Annotated in this window: 7 protein-coding genes; 1 reads left to right on the top strand and 6 read right to left on the bottom strand. The window is 61.1% G+C overall.

Features of this window, described 5'->3' with window-relative positions; genetic code table 11:
* Window positions 1–76: 76 nt before the first annotated feature.
* From BMZ66_RS23040 to BMZ66_RS23025, 4 genes are all read right to left on the bottom strand, one after another.
* Window positions 77–1,495, bottom strand: coding sequence for a hypothetical protein (locus tag BMZ66_RS23040; RefSeq protein WP_092678732.1), 1,419 nt, complete (start codon window positions 1,493–1,495; stop codon window positions 77–79).
* Window positions 1,496–1,650: 155 nt separating this feature from the next.
* Window positions 1,651–3,519: a glycoside hydrolase family 2 protein gene (locus tag BMZ66_RS23035; protein ID WP_214607059.1), complete on the bottom strand. Its 1,869-nt coding sequence runs from the start codon at window positions 3,517–3,519 to the stop codon at window positions 1,651–1,653.
* Between the two features lie 126 nt (window positions 3,520–3,645).
* Window positions 3,646–5,151: a RagB/SusD family nutrient uptake outer membrane protein gene (locus BMZ66_RS23030; protein WP_092678731.1), complete on the bottom strand. Its 1,506-nt coding sequence runs from the start codon at window positions 5,149–5,151 to the stop codon at window positions 3,646–3,648.
* 68 nt (window positions 5,152–5,219) lie between these two features.
* Entirely contained in the window at window positions 5,220–8,438 is a 3,219-nt protein-coding gene (locus BMZ66_RS23025) for a SusC/RagA family TonB-linked outer membrane protein (RefSeq protein ID WP_092678730.1), read from the bottom strand.
* A gap of 340 nt (window positions 8,439–8,778) precedes the next feature.
* Here BMZ66_RS23025 and BMZ66_RS23020 point away from each other — a divergent pair, with 340 nt between their 5' ends.
* Window positions 8,779–9,795 carry a LacI family DNA-binding transcriptional regulator gene (locus BMZ66_RS23020; RefSeq protein ID WP_092678729.1) on the top strand — a complete coding sequence of 339 codons (1,017 nt, stop codon included), beginning with the start codon at window positions 8,779–8,781 and terminating at the stop codon, window positions 9,793–9,795.
* A 111-nt stretch (window positions 9,796–9,906) separates the two neighbouring features.
* Here the strand turns inward: BMZ66_RS23020 and BMZ66_RS23015 are convergent, their stop codons facing one another.
* Together BMZ66_RS23015 and BMZ66_RS23010 are read right to left on the bottom strand one after the other, a co-directional pair.
* On the bottom strand, window positions 9,907–12,120 hold the full coding sequence (locus BMZ66_RS23015) for a T9SS type A sorting domain-containing protein (RefSeq protein WP_092678728.1): 2,214 nt from the start codon (window positions 12,118–12,120) through the stop codon (window positions 9,907–9,909).
* 203 nt (window positions 12,121–12,323) lie between these two features.
* Complete coding sequence (locus tag BMZ66_RS23010) at window positions 12,324–17,219, bottom strand: carbohydrate-binding protein (RefSeq protein ID WP_177204872.1); 4,896 nt, start codon at window positions 17,217–17,219, stop codon at window positions 12,324–12,326.
* Window positions 17,220–17,756 lie beyond the last annotated feature (537 nt).

The raw sequence follows: 17,756 nt of genomic DNA, 5'->3' as shown, positions 1-17,756 counted from the left end.
AAGCACAATACGCGCGGGGCCAACTGCCCCGGCGTGGATACCAATTGTAATCAGCGCCCTGCAACAAAGGCAGGGATTAGGGCTGCGGCGTACGTTGGTCGAAGAAGTCGGCCAGCGGGTACATCTGCAGGTTTAGCTCACGCATCTTGTCCAGGAGCGGGGCGTAGGGCACCAGGTAGTTGTTCACGATGCCTTTGTTGGCGTTGGTGTTCGAGGGCTCGGCGCCCACAATGGTGGGGTCGTTGTCCTGGTACTTGAACCAGTGCCAGCCCACGCAATTCTTCGATTCCAGCAAACCCAGGGTGAAGTTCTGGTAGAACAAGCCGCGGTCGGCCTGGGTCCTCACCACCCAGCCGGCGCCGGCGGTGTTGGCCAGCTCGGGCGCGTCTTCGCCCTTCACGTACCATTCGGTGATAAGAAAAGGCTTGCTGGCCGACTGCTCCCACTCGGCTACCCAGCGTTTTTCGGGGGTCCAGTTGTTGTAGTAGTTGATGCTCACGGCGTCGAGGTATTTGCCGGCCACGCGCATCAGCTCGGGGTAGTAGCGCTGGGCCCCGTGAAAGCGGCAGCCCAGGTACATGTGGTTGGGGTCGTATTTTTTCATGGCCTTGGCCACGATGGAGAAGTACTTTTCAGCCGCGAAAGCCAGGAAATCCTGCCGGTGCTGGTCGGTGATGGTGGCCAGGGTGACGCCGCGCTCATCGGCCCATTTCTTGGCCGCCATGTAGCCGGGCTCCGTCACGGGCAGGGTGAGGTAGCCGTCGAGGTTTTTGCGGAGCAGCGGCATCTCGTTGTCGGAGAAATAGCCGAAGAGGTTCTTGTCTTTCTTGTGCTTGGCGAGCTGCTTGGCATGCTCCTCGGCGAAAGCTTCAAACCCGGGGTCGAAGGCAAAAATGACGTCGTTAGGGTAGCCTTTGTGGCCGGGCTGCACGTAGGTGCCGCCGCGCTTGTCCCCGTATTTGCTCATGAAGTCCAGGTTGATGGTGTACGCCAGCGGCCGGTCGGCCCGGGTGTTTTCCGCCTGAATATCCGCGGTGGCCGACCATGCGCCGGTGCCGTTGAACCCGTTTTCGAGCAGGAATTTGCGGGTGCCGGCCATCCAGCCGGCGCGGTCGCCATACTTGTCCTGCAGGGCCTTTTGAGTGCGCTCAGAGCGACCGGGCTGCACGTCATTGGGGGCATTGTGCAGGTAGAAGTAGCCGTCGGGGTCCACGGCCCACCAGCGGCCGTCTACTTTCTTCACGTGGAAGAAGCCGGTGGCCTTGGTGCGCTTGTCCAAACGCCCGCCGTATTTGCTCAGCTTCACGATACTGGGCGTGAAACCTTGGAGCTGCGCAATGGTGCGCGTGGGGTAGTTCTTGTACTCCGCAAATCCGGCTTTGCCGTCGATGGTGGAGTTATTGATGGTCTTTTTGGCGGCGACGCGCAGGGTATATTCGGCGCTGTCGCGGGACTGGGCCTGGGTTTGGGCGGCGGGAGCTAGCCCAAGGAGCATGCCAGCGCCAATGAGCAATCTTTTACCCGATAATTGAACGTCATGCAGAGCGTAGCGAAGCATCTTGCCCGCTTCGGCGCAACGCCATTGATTTCTGCTGCACGCGAGATGCTTCGCTACGCTCTGCATGACGGGATTTGGGGTTGTTCTGGAACTCATTTCCCGTCGTATTTCTGAGTCATCTGCCGGTAGTATTCCTGCAGCACGTAGTAGGCTTTCTTCTTGGTGCCGGTGCTTGAAATCAAGCCTTTGCGGTTGAATCCATTCTGATAAACCGGATGCTGGCGGCGAGTGGCGCGGAAGTCGGCCAGAATCCAGGGCGTCATGCCGCGCAGGCCCTTGATGGTGCTCAGCATCTTAATCTGGCTCTGGTAGAGGGCTTCCTGGTACTCCTCGCTCCAGCGGGTTTCGGCGTCGCCGTGGTAGCCGGCCAGGGCATCGCCGCCAAACTCGCTCACCACCACCGGCTTGTTGTACTTGATATCGAACGTGTACTTGGTGATTTCGCTGGGCTTGCCGCCCCAGTACCAGCCGGCGTACTCGTTGAAGCTGGTCAGGTCCAGGAACTCGCCCAGCTGGTCGTCCACGTGCACCACGTTATCGGGCGTGCGGTGCAGCTCCAGGGCGGCGGCAATCAGGCGGGTATCGTCGAGGCTGCGGGCCTTTTTCACCAGGTTAGTCATGAAAGCCAGGCGCGGGTCGCCGAGCGGGGTTTCATTGCCTACCGACCATACCACCACGCTGGCGCGGTTTTTTCCCATCGAAATCAGGTCCGAGAGCTGGGCTTCGGCGTTCTGGTAGGTGGCGGGGTTGGTCCAGGCAATAGTCCAGTACACGGGCACTTCGGCCCACACCAGCAGGCCCATTTCATCAGCCAGCTTGAGCATGGTTTCGTTGTGCGGGTAGTGAGCCAGGCGCACGTAGTTGCAGCCCAGTTCCTTGGCCCAGGTCAGCAGCATGCGCAGGTCGCCTTCGTTGCGGGCCCGGCCGGGGATGAGCGGGTTCTCATCGTGCATGGAAATGCCGCGCATGTAGATGGATTTGCCATTTAGCAATATGTCCTGCCCCTTGGTCTGGATGGTGCGGAAGCCGATTTTATCCTGCACGGCATCTCCCCCACTGCTCAAGCTCACGGCATAGAGCTTGGGGCTCTGCGGCGACCACATCTTGAGCTTTTTAGCGGGAATGCTGAAGGTGGCGCGCCCTTCGGCGTCGGTCTTCATCGTTTGTTTGATGCCGGCCTCGGCAATGTTCAGGGTCACTGACTGGTTGGCTTTGCCCTCGCCACTGAGCTGCACGAACCCCGCCAGCGTGCCGGGCGCATCCTTGGCCAGTTGCACTTTGTAGTCATTGATAAAGGTGGCCGGGGTCTCGGCCACGAACACGTCGCGCGTGATGCCGCCGTAGTTCCACCAGTCGGTGTTGATGGTGGGCACCTCCTCGGGGCGGCGGGTATTGTCGGCCTTCACCACCACGAAGTTGTCGCCGGTGGCACTCAGCTGGCTGGTGATGTCGTACTGAATGGGCGTGAAGCCGCCCTTGTGCATGCCCAGCTTTTTGCCGTTCAGGTAAATGTGCGACTCGTAGTTGATGGCGCCGAAGTAGATAAAGTAGCGCTTGCCCGCCTGGGGCTTGAGGTTAAAGCTTTTCTTGTACCAGATGGTGCCCTCGTAGTAGAGCAGCTTGGGGTCCTGCGAGTTCCAGTCGCCCGGAATCTGCATGCCAGCGGACTGGTCGAAGTCGTACTCAATCAGCTCCGACTCCTGCGTGGAGCTGGGCTTCTGGTTGTCGTAGTAGCCGCCCTTGCCCGACTTGGATTGGTCGAAGGCCTCGCGGCGGTAGTCGTAAAAGCCGTTTTCGTAGGGGTCAATGATGTAGTTCCAGCGGCCGTTGAGGCTGAGCACGCTCCGGCCGGGGGCGTTCTGCAGCAAGCTGGTTTGGGCATATGCTGAAGAGCCAAATAAGAGGGCCACTAGCACCATTAGGGCCGGCGGCAGCATCTTCAACAGGTTGGGTGGGGTCATAAGCAGGCGGGAAAGACAAAAGCGAGAAACAGCTAAAAACGAAGTGGTGAGGGTTTGCGCGGCACCCCGCCGTGGCAGCCGCCGGGCGACGTTTGGCAAACCCTCACCTCCTCACTCACCAAATGGCTACAGGTAACCCTCGTTCTGTTTCAGAATTGGGTTGGTTTGAATTTCTTGAATCGGCACCGGAAACACCAGCTTGCGGGCTTCGAGGCGACTGGCCGAACCAGTGCGCATAAAGAAAGCATTCATCACGGGGATGGCGCGGTCGGTGCGCACGAGGTCGAACCAGCGGTGGCCCTCTAAATTCAATTCCAGGCGGCGCTCCAGCTCCAGGCGGGTGCGCAGGTCGGGTTGGCTGATGCTGGCGGGCAGGTCCACCGTTGGGGCGGCGGTGGCCACGGGCAGGTTGCGCGAGCGGCGAATTACTCGGTTCACGGCGTCGAGGGCCAGGGCGTCGGGCCCGCTTTGCTCGTTCACGGCTTCGGCGTACATGAGCAGCACGTCGGCGTAACGCAGGATAATCCAGTCGTTTTCGGCGTCAAAGGCGCTGGTGGGCACGTCGCTGTACTTCTTGGTGTAGTACTGCGTCAAGTTGGCTACGGTGGAAGCGCCAAACGAGGCGGCGGCCCGCACGTCGGAGGCACCGCTGGCCGTGAAGGCGGCCACCAGGTCGGGGTCCACGGAGTTGTACTGCTGGCCGGTACCCACGTTGCCGTTCACGGTGAGGGCCACGGCGGCGGGCAGCACCGGCATAAACCAGGTGCTGAAGTAGCTGCCCACGCCCAGGCCGCCCTTGGTGTAGCGGGCGGCGGCCAGGATTTCGCTGTTCATCTCGTTGGTTGTCAAAAAGATATTGGCGTAGTTGGCTTGCAGCGTGTAGGTGTTGGCATCAATGACCTTTTTTAGGGAAACGGCCGCGGCGCCGTACTTCTTCTGCGTGAGCTGCACTTTGCCCAGCAGGCCTTGGGCGGCACCTTTGGTAATGCGGCCCAAATTGGCGCCGGTGTAGGTTACGGGCAGGTTGGCTTCGGCAAAGGCCAGGTCTTCCTCAATCTGGGCGTACACCTGAATCTTCGGCACGCGGCCAAACTGGTAGGCGTCGGCGATGGAGGCGATTTCGCTGGTCACCAGCGGCACATCGCCCCAAATCTGCACGGCGTTAAAGTACGCCAGCGCCCGAATGAAGCGCACCTCGCCGTAGAAGCGGTTGCGGGTGGCGTCGGTGAGCTTCACGGCGCCCGCCCGGTTCAGGATGACGTTGCAGCGGGCAATGGCGCGGTAGGTAACCTGCCAGTGGCTTTGCAAGCGCGGGTTGATGCTGGAAAGGGTGAAGTCGTTGAACTCGTTGAGCAGCTCGCCGGACGTCAGCGCAAAGGTGTTATCGGACGGGAGTTCGCTGAAAACGAACAGTCCCCGGTTGCTGCCGTTGCCGTAAATGTCTTGCAGCGATGAATACGCCGCCGTCACGCCGGTCACGATGCTCAGCGAATCGGTGTACCCTTCGGCGCTCGGCAGGCGGGTGGGGTCGGCGAGGTCGATGAAGTCCTTGCTGCACGACGTGGTGCCCAAGGTGGCCAGGCCCAGCAGCGTGGCAAAGGCCGCGCCCGCGAAAGATTTATTGAAAGTCATGAGGGAATAGTCTAGAGGTTTGTTAGGGACAGCCCATTATGCTGAGTAGGCCGTAGCCGGTCCATCATTTAGAAGCCCAGCTGCACGCCCAGCGTGATGGTGCGGGCCATCGGGAAGGCTCCCTGGTCGACGCCGTAGGTGGGCGAAGTGGTGTTGCCGAAGTTGTTGGCTTCGGGGTTGTAGCCGAAGTACTTCGTGAAGGTGTACAGGTTCTGGATGCTGGTGTAGATGCCCAGGCTCTGCAGGCTGGCGCGCTTCACCAGTTCGCTGGGCACTTGGTAGCGCAGCGTCACGTTGCGGACGCGCAGGAACGAGGCGTCGTGCACGTAGTGGGAGTTGAACACGGTTTTAAGCGAGCCGTTGACGGTGGCCACGGGCGTCATGCCATCACCGGGGTTTTCGGGCGAGCGCCAGCGGTTCAGCAGGTTGGTGCGGCCGTTGGTGCCGCCCTGGCCGTTCACCACGTAGCGGTCGGAGCCGTAGAGCACGTCGTTGCCCTGCGAGCCCTGCAGCGTGAAGGCCAGCGAGAAGGCCTTGTAGCCGAGGGTGTTTTGCAGGCCGAAGGTAAAGTCCGGGAACGGGTTGCCGATGACGCCGATGTCGGACGAGTTAATCTGGCCGTCGCCGTTCACGTCGCGGAATTTCAAGTCGCCGGGCCGAATCACGGTGCCGCTGCCGGTCCACCTCGGGCTGCTGTCGATGTCGGCCTGGTTCAGGTACACGCCCTCCTGCTGGTAGCCGTAGAACACGCCCAGCGGCTGGCCCGGTACCACCCGGATGGAGCTGGCGTAGCCAAATACGGCATCAAACGTAATCTGCTCGTTGGCACCGGCCAGGGCAATTACCTGGTTGCGGTTGAAAGAGAGGTTGGCGGCCGTGCTCCAGGTGAAGTCTTTGCCCTGAATATTGGCCGTGTTCACCTGGAACTCCAGGCCGCGGTTGCGCACCTCGCCCACGTTGGCCAGGGCCCGCGTCGAGAAGCCCAGCAGGGCCGGAATGTTGCGGTTTAGGAGCAGGTCGGTGGTGTTGCGCTCGTAAGCCGCCACGGTCAGGTAGATGCGGTCGCGGAACAAGCCCAGGTCGAAGCCGGCGTCAAACTGCTTGTTGGTTTCCCAGCTCAGGTCGCGGATGGCCACGCCGTTGGGCGAGAAGCCAAAGGCGCGGGTTCCGGTGCCAGTGCCAAACACGTAGTTGGCGCCGGCCTGGTAAGCCTGGAAGTTGTAGTCACCGATGTTGTTGTTGCCGGTCACGCCGTAGCTGGCGCGCAGCTTCAGCTCGCTGATAGTCGAAAACTGCTTGATGAAGGGCTCCTCGGCCACGCGCCACGCCAGGGCCACCGACGGGAAGGTAGCGTAGCGCTTGTCGGGCCCGAAGCGCGAAGAACCGTCCGTCCGCAGCGCGGCAGTCAGGATGTAGCGCTCCTTGAACGCGTAGTCGAAGCGGCCGAACACCGACGTCAGGGCGTTCTCGTTATTGAAGAGGCCCTGGCCGAACACCTGGCCGGCGGCCGTGGGGTACTCAATGTTGGTGTTGGTGTAGGTGCCGGTCTGGCCGAGCACCGTGCTGCCTTCCGCCGTGTTGTACTGGGCGGCGTAGCCCGCCAGCAGGGTCACGCTGTGGTCGGAGCCGAAGCTGCGGTTGTAGGTGGCGGTGTTCTCCAGCAGCCAGTTAAGGTTGGTGCTGTTCAGGCGCCGGGCATCCACGTTGTTGAGGATGGGATTCGAAAGGTTGGCGGTTTGGTTGCTGGCGGTGCTCAGCGTGGCTGGCACGTAGATGCTGCGGCGGGAGTTAATGAGCTCGGCGCCGAAGTTGGTGCGCAGGTGCAGGCCCTTGAGTACCTCAAAATCAAGGAACATCGAGCCCAGGGCGCGCACGGCGCTGTTGCGGTCCTGGTAGAGGTCCAGCGGGGCCACCGGACTCAGCAGGTCGCCGGGGTTGGTGATGGCTTGGTTGCTGCCGGTCCGCAGGCCGGCGTAATCGCCGTTGGGCAGGCGCACGGGCACAATGGGCGCCAATATGAGGGCGGTGGTCACGGCGCCGGTTTGGCCGCCGGCGCCGTTGCTGGTGTTGGCGTTGTTGTAGCTGCCGGTGGTGGGCACCAGGTCGGTGCGGCTGAAGTTGGGCGCCAGGCTCAGGCCCAGCTTCAACTTGGAGTTCAGCTGCGCATCGTAGTTGGCGCGCAGCGAGAAGCGCTCGAAGCCGGAGCCTTTCACGATGCCCGTCTGATTGAAGTAGCCGCCCGAGATGTAGAAACGCGACTTGTCGGTGCCGCCGCTGGCCCCCAGCTGGTACTGCTGCTGCACACCGGTCTGGAAAATCTCATCCTGCCAGTCGGTATCGGGCAAGCTATTTTGGTCTTGGGCAAAGAGCGTCGTCATGGCCGGCGTGAAGGCCCGGTTGGCGTTGGTGTACGACTCCTTGAAATACTCCAGGAACTGGTCGCGGTTGAGCAGGTCCACGCGCTTGGCCACCTGCTGCACGCCCGTGTTGGCGCTGAAGTTGAAGCGGGTTTTGCCGTCGGTACCGCCGCGCTTGGTGGTCACAATCACAATGCCGTTGGCCCCGCGCGAGCCGTAGATGGCGCAGGCCGCGGCATCCTTCAGCACCTGCACGCTCTGGATGTCGGCGGGCGGAATCTGAAAGTAGCTGTCGGCGTTGTTAAGCGGGTAGCCGTCCACGACGTACAGCGGGTTGTTGCCGGCCGAAATCGAGCCCAAGCCGCGAATGCGAATAACCGCTCCGGCGCCCGGCTCGCCCGAAGGCTCCGTAATCTGGGCACCGGCCACCAGGCCTACGAGGGCCTCGGAAGGCGAGGCCACCGGCAGCAGCTCTACTTGCTTGGCGGAGATGGTAGAGATGGAAGTGGCCAGCAATTTCTTTTCCTGCACGCCGTAGCCCACCACCACCACCTCTTCCAGCGCCTTAGAGTCGGGATTGAGCTTGGAGTTGATAGTGGTGCGGCCGCCCACGGCCACCTCCTCGGCCAGGTAGCCTACGAAGGTGAACACCAAGGTGGCGTTGTCGGGGGCCACGAGCTTGTAGTTACCGGTGGCATCGGTTTGCACGCCGTTGCTAGTCCCCTTCACAATGACGTTGACGCCGGGCAGGCCCACGCCTTTTTCGTCCACCACCTGCCCGCTAATGGTGATGTCGGCCAGCACCGCGCGGGATGAAACGGCTGCCCGGGGCAGCGCGGCCAGGTGATTGCCGAGGCCCAGGCTCAGCGCGGGCAGCAAGACCAGCGGCCGGACGTAGCGCCGAAACTCTAGGGGTATAAAAGCCTTCATAAGGTGGGTGGGTTGGTGATTAGGAAGAAACGCCGCAAACCGGGGCAGCACCGGTTGAGGGCCGTTAGGGCTCAGCTGCCAACAAGGTGCTTGGTGACTAGCTAATGGACTTTTTGCCCATTGATTGCTCTGCGAATTACCGGATTGTTCCTTGCTATTAAATAGAAAACCACGTCTTTATTTACGCAAACGTTTTCAGGCATTTCGTCCGCAAACGTTTACATTAAATTGACCTGTATCAAGGCCTTGCTGACAGGTAGTGCACGAGTTTGTATCTTGCCGGGCAATCAAGAACTCTTACCCAGCCAATTTTTATTATTTCGCCCTACGCCTTGCTGCCATGACGCCTGTAAACCTCAAATCCCTGGCGCAGGCGCTAAATCTGTCCATTGCCACGGTTTCCCGAGCGTTGCAGGACAGCCACGAAGTGTCGACCCAGACCAAAGAGCGGGTGCGGGCCCTGGCCGCCGAGCTCAACTACCAGCCCAACGCCTACGCCAGCAGCCTGCGCCGCAACCTGAGCAAGACCATCGGGGTGGTCATCCCCAAGGTGGCCAACCACTTTTTCGCGCTCGCCATCAACGGCATCGAGGAGGTGGCCCGCCAAAGTGGCTACCACGTGCTCATCTACCTCACCCACGACGACTACGAGCGCGAAGTCTCCATTATCCAACACCTGAAGGGTGGCCGGATTGACGGCTTGCTCATGTCCGTGGCCAGCGGGACCGAAGACTTCGCCCATATCAAAAGCCTGCAGGACAGCAACGTGCCCATCGTGTTTTTCGACCGGGTGTGCGTCGAGGTATCCACGGCCAAAGTCACCACCAACGATTACGAAAGCGGATATCAGGCCACCGAGCACCTCGTTGCCGCCGGCTGCGAGCAGATTGCTCATTTGCTCATTTCCAACAACCTGTCCATAGGCCGCAACCGCCTGCAGGGTTACCTCGACGCCCTCCAAGCCCACGGCCGCATCCACGACCCCGAGTTGATTCTGCAGGGCGTGATGGACAACCAGCAGAACGTGGGCCTCATCCGGGAGCTGCTGGAGCGCCGGCCCGACATCGACGGCATCTTCGCTTCGGTCGAGCGGCTGGCCATCAGCTCCTACCACGTATGCCGGCAGTTGGGCCGCGTTATTCCCGACGACATCAAAATCATCGGCTTCTCCAACCTGGAAAGCGCCTCCCTGCTCGAACCGCCGCTGACCACCATCACGCAGCCGGCCTACGAAATCGGCAAAGAGGCCGCTAAAATCCTGCTGCGCGGCGTGGAAAAGAAGAAAGCCATACTGCCCAGCCAGAGTATGGTGCTGGAGTCGACGCTGTTCGGGCGAGAGTCTACGGCGCGCGTCTGAGGCCAATCCGTGGTGCTAATAGAGCGTCATCAAGCCGAAAGGGAGGTCCTGCTGCGCTACGCTAAGCAGGACCTCCCTTTCGGGTCTCAAGCGGAAGCTCTGCCGCCTCCCCTATTCCTTTACAATTTTCTGGTGCACCTGCCCGCTGGCCGTGCTCACGGTGAGCAGGTACAGGCCTTTGGCCAAGCCCTGCAAATCAACCTGCCCGGTGCGGTCCAGGCGCTGCGTGCGGCAGACCCGGCCCGTCATGTCGCGCAGCGTAACGTCGCTGGCCGCCGCGTCGATGGTAATGGTGAGGGAAGCCGAAGCAGGATTGGGAAACACGCTCAGGCTCTTGGCCAGGGCATCATTGGGGCCGGTGGCGCCGGCTAACGGGCCGCTGCCGCGCGCCTGCATCGGCTCATTTTCGGCGGGTGCGGCGTCGAAGCGCCATTGCTCGGAGAGGTAGTCGGCGAAGTAGGTGAATTGCACCAGGGGAATGTCGGCGGTCACGCCACCGCCTTTCACGTTCAGGTACTTGCCGCTGCGCTTGTTGCGGAGGCGGTAGTATCCCCCGGTGCCGGTGTATTCCACGCGCCACATCAGGTAGTCGTTGTTCAGGCTGTTTTCATTCAGGGCTTCCTGGCTGATGAGCTGGTTTTCTTGGATGCGCTCGGCATCGGAAGTGCCTTTGGGACGCATGGCAAGGTCGGTGAACTGGTTCACGATGTAGTAGTAGCCCGGGTCGGCGGGCTTGAGCAGCCACCGCGCCGAGCTGAACGTGGCAACACTGCCCACGTACTGCGTCACGTCATTGGTGGCCGTGCCGCCCAGGGGGCGGGCGTAGCCCGCGGTGCCGGCGGCAACGGAGCTGCGGCTCACAAAAGTGAAGGCCAGCTGCTGCCGCGGGGCGGGGTCGCCTTCGGCGTAATAAAGCTTGGACAAGACGTTTCCCTCGGGGTCGAGCTTGTAGAGGTGCGTGCTGCGCGGGGCAATGTTGTCAACCAACTCCCGGCTGAGGGCGGTGTAAGCCTCCAACCTGATTTTCACGGCTTCGGTGCCGGCGTGGAAGGTGTTGTCGAACGAGGCGCGGTACGAGTAGCTGCCGGTGGGCTGCATGTTCATCACCATCAGGGTGTAACCATCAGGGCCGCGCATGCCGATGAACACCAGGTTGTCCTGCTGCGCGCTTTGGGCGCCGTTCATCACGTTGGCCTGGCGGTAGTTGCTCAGCAAGGCCATGTGCCACATGGTGGAGCGCCGGGTGGGGTTGGTGCCGTTGTTGTTGTAAAAAGAGTAGTCGAACTTGGTGCGGGCGCCTTCGCTCTCAAAAATGCTCCAGGGCGTGAAGCACAGGCCGCCTTGCTTCATCACGTTCTTGGCCATGAGCGCCACAAACTGCCCGGCTTTGAAGTCCCAGGCTTTCATCTCGGCTTCCTTGCCTGGGTCCATGTTGTTGAAGGCATTCACCTCCGTCACGGCCACGGTGATGGGCGCGGCCGTGCCATTGGTGCGGCGGCCATTCGCGTTGACGTTATCCAGCAAACCCTTCAGGGTGGCAAAGCGCGCCTGCAGCAATGACTCCTTGCGGTCGGCGTAGAAATGGAAGGCAAAATGGTCCAGCAGCGGGCGTTTCTGGCCCGCGGCGTTGGTGTGGTAGGCAGCGCCTAGCTCGTCAATAAAGGGCTTGTAGTAGCGCGGCACACCGGCCTCGTTCGAGGCGTTGCCGACATCGTAGAACAGCCGAAAGTCGGGGCCAACGAGTTTGGCGTCGGGCTCCACGTCTTTAAGCCTGGTGGCCAGGGATTTGAACTTGGTGCGCCACGAAGCATAGGTATAGCCTTCGAACGTAAACGTGTTCGCGGCCCAGGCCACCGCTTCTGCTTCCACCCCCGGGTCGGGCTCATTGCCGATGGCCCAGTACCTGATGTTATAGCCCAGGCGACGGCAATCGGCCACAAACACTCCCAGCTCCGCAGGCGTCAGACTGATGGGTATTTGCATGAGCGGCTCGGCGTTCAGCGTGCGGGCATAAGCCACCGCCGGCCCGTAAGCACTGGCCGACTTGTAGGGTTGGTCCATGTTGAACCCATTGCCGCCGATGCGCAGCCATTTCAAATCGGCTTTGCGCAGGTCGGTGGTCAGGGAAGTGGCCGGGTTGGGATTCCAGTAGTTAATCCCGAAGAAACTGGGCGAGATGGCCTGCGCCGTAACCGGGAGCCGCGCGGCGCCCAGTGCCAAACACAAAAAGAGCAGCACCTTCCACCGCGAAATGAGCGGAATTGGAGCGCAGACCAGCCGCGGGGCTAGGCATGAAATGGGGCGGGTAGAACCTTGTTGTTTCATAGGAAAATCGGGTTGGTTGAAAATGAGAAAGAACTACCTAGGCTGGAGGGAATTAGCGGTTTTAGGGCGGAATTAACTCCCCTCTCCAATTGAGAATAAAGTGGCCAGTCCAGCGGCCGGTCGTCTCATCACTTGTCCTGATGGTGCTACCGGCAGCCGAACTGGCCATTTCTATTAAATCCAAGGCTGCTGGGGGCCGCGGCTTACTTTATCACCACAAGCCGTTGGGTTTTCACATGGCCGTTGCTCACCAGGCGGCAGGTGTAGATACCGGCGGGCAGGGAAGCCGCTTCCAACGTCACTTCGTAGTCGCGGCCGGCTTCGGCCACGGCGTCATAGAGCGTGGCTACCACCTGGCCCAGCGCGTTGAACACTTGCACTTGGGCGGCGGCCGTGGCGGCGGGCCGGAAGTGCACCACCGCGCGGGAGGTTACCGGGTTCGGATAAGTTTCGAAAACTGCGCCGGCGAGTACGTTTTCAACCGACTTTCGGGCTACCGGCCCACACGTGGCCAGGCGGCTACCAGCCTGCCCTAATTGGGCGGGCACGGCACTAGCAGCAATGCACAGGGAGCTGCCGTTTTGGCACACCAGCACCTTGTCGTTGGCATCGCCGCAGCGAACATCGAGCACCGTAATGGTCACCGAGGCGCTGGCCGTGCAGCCGAATTCGTTAGTGGCCAACACCGTAAAGGTGTACGTGCCGGCTGCGGTGGGTGCAAAGGCGGGATTGGCAACTTGCGCATTACTCAAGCCCGCGGCAGGTGCCCACGAGTAGGTAGTAGCAGCTGCAGCCGAGGTGCTGTTCGAGGCCGTGAGCACGACGCTTTGCGCCCCGTAGCCAATGGCGAGGGTAGTAGCGTCGAGTCCGGTGAACGTCTTGCTGGTTTTGGAGACTGCAATGGCCGGCACCGGCGTAGCGCCGATTACCGTGACCGTGGCCGGGGCCGAAGCGCGGTTGCCATTCACATCGGTCACGGTCAGCAGCACGGTGTTGGCCCCGGTGTTCGAGCAGTCGAAGCTGGTTTTGTCCAGGGTGAGCGTTTGCAGGCCGCAAGCGTCCGTCGAGCCATTGTCGACGGTAGCAGCGGTAACGGTGGCGCTACCCGCCACTAGACGCACGCTGATATTCTGCGTGCGCACGGTGGGCGGCGTCAGGTCCTTCACCACTACGCTTTGGATGGCGGTGCTGGTGCTGCCATCGCCGTAGGCAAAGCTCCACATGATGGTAAAGCTGCCCTGGGCCGAGTAAGTAGTGGGGTCGGTGGTGGTGGCCGTTACCGTGCCGCCGCAGTAGTCGGGCGCGGTAGGCGCCGTGGCCGTCACGGTGCACCCGGCCGTGAGCGTGGGCAGGTTGAGCGCGGTGCGGTCAGCCGTATTGGTGTTGGCAGCAGCGTAGCTGGAAAACAGGCCCTCGCCGGTGGTGCGCACTTTGTAGTAGTAGCGGGTGGCGTAGCGCAGGCAGGGGTCGGAGTAAGTCGTAGCATTGGGCGCCAGCGTGGCCACCAGGGTGTAGGTCACGCCATCAAGCGAGCGCACTACTTCAAACCCGCTTTCTGTGGCGGCGTTATCAGCCCAGGTCAGGGCAATGCTATTGTTCGTGGCGGTGGCCACCAGCGCGGTGGGCGCCGGCAGCAGGGCATTGCGTAAGGACTGGATGTACTGCTCGTTGCCAGGCCCGAAGCCGTAGCCCCAGTTGCGAACGGTGCCCCGGTAGATTTCACTTTTCGCGCCGTTGAAGTCGCTCAGCAGCTGGTCGGGGTTCAGCGGGTAGTGGAATGAGCTGGGGTCGCCGCCCGCATCGGTGTTGGGGGAAACCAGCTTGGGACTGGTTACGGAGGTATAAATGGCCGAAGGAACTCCGTTGTTGCCGCCGCCGCGGGTAGCAAAGGCATGGATGGCCCCAGCCACCCCGCCGGGTACGCCCGCCTTTATCATCACCATGTCAAACTGCGTGATGTTAAACACATTGCCGGCGGACTCGTTGGCCAGGTAAGTAGCGTTTTCGAGCAGCAAATCGATGGTAAAATCCGAGGCGTCGGTATCCTGGGCGTAGCCCGCCGGGCCGGCCAGCTTGCGCAGCACAATGGTGGTGCCGGCCCGCATGTCCTGCCAGAAAGCTGTGTTGTTGAAGCGGTACTTGCCGCCGTTGTCGGCGGTGATATTGGATTCAAAATCCTTCACCAGCAGTCCGCGAATGTCCAGGTGGTCCTGGGTAACGAGAAGCTCCACGGCATCGGCGCGGCCGTCGCCGTCGTTGCTGCCGTTGTACACCCGGTTCACCACAATGGCCCCGGGCGCAATGGTGCCGGCTGGCGGCGCAATAGACGCCCGCAGCGCCGCGATGTAGGCAATGTTGTTATCGCCAAAGCCGTTGCCCCAGTTAAAGCTGGTCGACGTAGACGCGGCGGCTTTCACCCCATCGTAGTCGGCCGTGGTTTGAGCGGCGCTGAGCGGATATTGGAACGTGCCGCCGCCATTGCCCAGCGTCGAGGCCAGCTTGGGACCGGTGACGGCCGCGTACAGGGTCGGATTGGTGCCGACGTTAGAGGCAAAGGCGTGCACTGCGTTGGTTACCCCGTTGGGGTCGCCAGTTTTCAGCAGCACCATGTCGGTGCTGGTCAGGTTGAAGGTGTGCCCGGCCAAGCCGACAAAGGTCAGTAAAGTGGGGTTTTCCAGGGCCAAATCCAGCTTGAAATCGGTGGGGTCCAGGTCTTGGGTGTAGCCGGCAATGTTGGCGGCCAACTTCCGCAATACGATGGTGGTGCCAATGCGCAGGTCCTGCCAGAGAGGCTGGTTGTTGAACTGGTATTTGCCGCCCACGTCCGTTGTCAGGCTGGCTTCAAAATCTTTGATAATCAGTCCGCGGATGTCCTGGTGGTCTTTCACCACCAGCAGCTCCACGGCATCCGACTGGCCGGTGGCCTCGTTGGTGGCATTATAAATACGGTTCACTACAATGCCCGCCGCGGGCTGCTCCTCAAACGTGAGCTTCGAGAAGTTGAAGCCGCTGCCCACAATGTCCAGCTTGAGGGTGGCATTTGGCGATGCTTCAAGGTAGACATTGTTAATAACTAGGTCCTGATAGACGCCAAAGCCGCCCGTGTTGGCTACCGTCACCAGGCCGGTTTTGTCCACGTCGTTCACCGACAGCCGCAGCACGCCGCCCGTTGCCGTGCCCGACGCTACCCGCGCCGTAACCTTGTAGAGGCCGCTGCGCAGTACGTTCACGGAGTATTTCACCCATTCGCCGGGAGCCGTGTACCCAATGTTGCCGAGGCCGCCGTCCCCGTTTTCGGTATCCACGGCCTCGTCGCCCCGCGGCACGGTGGCATCCCGAACAAAGCCCTGATTAGTTACATCGGAGTCGTTGTAGGCCGCGCCCTGGCCGCCGAAGTCGTACTCCACAGCCTTCACCACGCCGGGCAACACGGCCGGACTCCCCCGGAATGGCGTCCGAATGCAGCTGCTTACTAGCAGGTAGCCTGGTTTGTTCACCACGATGGTGGTGTCGGGGTTCACCAGCGTCAGGCTTACGTCTTTGGTGCCGGCCGTGGCATAATTCACGGTAAATGGCCCCTTGCCCGTGCCGGTAGCAGGCGTAGCGCCGGCCCCAAAATTCCAGTCGAGCGTCGTGAAATCGCCCAGTACCGAGGCCGTGTACATCACGGTTTCCGGCGCCACGCAAGCCAGGGTTTTATTGGCCGAAAACGCAGCCAGCGTCACCGTTTGGCCGGGCTTAAGGTACGTGGGCGGCATGGTGTTCTGCGCGTGCTGCAGCGAGTACACTATTTTGCTTGTGAGGGCGCCCTGGCTGTTAAAGAGCAGCACCAGCGTCGACTGCGCGAAGATTTTATCGGTGTAGAAGTTGTTGATATTGGCCGGCACGTTGATTTTCAGCGCGGCCGTGCCAGGCGCGGCGTTCGCGTTTAGCTGCACCGTGAAGTCGTAGTCCGCCACGTCGCTTTCGTTGAGCACCATCACGGCAGTGGTGCCGTTGTCGGTGCTGCTAAGCACTTTCACCAGCGCCTGGTTGTCGGTGGCGTTGAGGTTGGTGCCGTGCAGGTTCTCAGACACCAGCATCTCGTGCCAGAAGGCCGAGCGTGGCTTAAAGGTCGAAGCAGTATTGCCATCGATGTAGCCCAAATCGCCCACGCCCCGGGCGCCGCTGCCCTCGTGAATGGACCACGGCTGCATTGACACGCCTTCATACTTCATCCCCACCCCAAACACCTCGGCCCAGTACTGGCCATTGAGGAAAGAATGCACACCCACGCCTTCCACCGTATTGGCGGTGGGATTAGCGTAGTCGACGTTGAATTCAGTGAGGGCCCAGCGCAGGGCCGCGGCTCCCGTGCGGTTGTGCAAGGCGTTGGCATTCGCCATCAGGCCCAGCAGGTTGGTCACGGTATTGGCCAGGTTTTGGGGCGAGTTTATTACCTGAGCCCGCGTTTGGGTGCCGGCAAAGGGGTAGGTGTGGAAGGAAATGATGTCGATGTAGTAGCGGCCGTTGGCATCTTTGCCGGTCACGTCATTGGCTCCCCCCACCAGCGCGGGGTAGTAGCTGTTATAAGATGCGTTTTCGGGACCCACTATCAGAATAGTAGGGTCCACGGCCTTCATGGCCGACGCAAAGGCTTTGATGTAAGCCTCCACGCCCGCCACGGGGGTTGGATTAGGGTGCGAGGCGTTGTTGAGGTCGGGCTCGTTGCCAATAATCCAGTACTTGATGTTGCGGCCCATCGTGATGTTCACATGGTTCACCACCTGCGCCGCCTGCGCCGCCGTGAACCTCCCCCGCCCTTCCGCCACCTGCACCATGGGCTCGGCGCCAATTTTTCGGATGGAGTCAATCTGGGCGATGTACTGCTGATTGGTGACCAGGTTAGAGTTCGCGCCATTGCCCCCAATGCGAATCATCTTCACCTGCGACTGCTTCACCAGTGGCCACAGCCTGTCGAGTTGCCCGTTGAATACCTGCGTGCCCAGGGCAGTAGGCAGCCAGGCGTTTTGGCCGGCCAGGTAGGGCGAAATAGCTTGGCTAAATGCAACTGTGGTTGATAACCAGCTGAGCATTACAAAGTAGACAACTCTTTTCATAGGAGAATTTTGGTTAGCAGGTTTCGTTTGCGATGGTTTCGTTCCGTAGCGTAGCTTGAAGCGGCCCCGATGCCCAAAGGCCCTCGAAGCGCCGGCGACCCCTGCTGATGGTAAAGCAGGCCGTATCCGGTAAGTATGGGCCTTGCAGCGACAGTTTTTGTGCCTCGGGGCGGGCAATAAAGCCTGGGGATATGGCACTAAAGCCCAAAAGGTCAGCGTCATTAGCGCACGGCATAGGGCCCCGCCTCTTCGGTAAAGGTGGGAAAACCAGCCGCCGAAAAACAGTAATACCCAATATTTATCTACGAAAACGTTTGCGGTGATGTCCCCGAAACATCATATAAGCACTCAAGCACTTAGCCCAAAAAAGAACTCAAGCAAGGCGTTAGCAGCCGACCCGCGGCGCCTACGGCAACCCTATGGCAACCATTGCCACTGGCAGCCGCGCTCGGCCAGGCCCAATCTGGTTTTGAAGGACAAGCGGGCGCTGGCAATGCCGGACGCAACGCGGGTGCTGGCTGTGGCGACTGGGCGCAC

Source organism: Hymenobacter arizonensis (assembly GCF_900115775.1).
GTDB lineage: Bacteria > Bacteroidota > Bacteroidia > Cytophagales > Hymenobacteraceae > Hymenobacter > Hymenobacter arizonensis.
This window is presented reverse-complemented; position numbering and strand designations above follow the sequence as displayed.

Excerpts from the sequence above, each read along its gene's own strand:
- BMZ66_RS23035 (WP_214607059.1), bottom strand. The coding sequence starts at position 3,519 with ATGACCCCACCCAACCTGTTGAAGATGCTGCCGCCGGCCCTAATGGTG.
- BMZ66_RS23010 (WP_177204872.1), bottom strand. The coding sequence starts at position 17,219 with ATGAAAAGAGTTGTCTACTTTGTAATGCTCAGCTGGTTATCAACCACA.
- BMZ66_RS23015 (WP_092678728.1), bottom strand. The coding sequence starts at position 12,120 with ATGAAACAACAAGGTTCTACCCGCCCCATTTCATGCCTAGCCCCGCGG.
- BMZ66_RS23030 (WP_092678731.1), bottom strand. The coding sequence starts at position 5,151 with ATGACTTTCAATAAATCTTTCGCGGGCGCGGCCTTTGCCACGCTGCTG.
- BMZ66_RS23040 (WP_092678732.1), bottom strand. The coding sequence starts at position 1,495 with ATGCTCCTTGGGCTAGCTCCCGCCGCCCAAACCCAGGCCCAGTCCCGC.
- BMZ66_RS23020 (WP_092678729.1), top strand. The coding sequence starts at position 8,779 with ATGACGCCTGTAAACCTCAAATCCCTGGCGCAGGCGCTAAATCTGTCC.
- BMZ66_RS23025 (WP_092678730.1), bottom strand. The coding sequence starts at position 8,438 with ATGAAGGCTTTTATACCCCTAGAGTTTCGGCGCTACGTCCGGCCGCTG.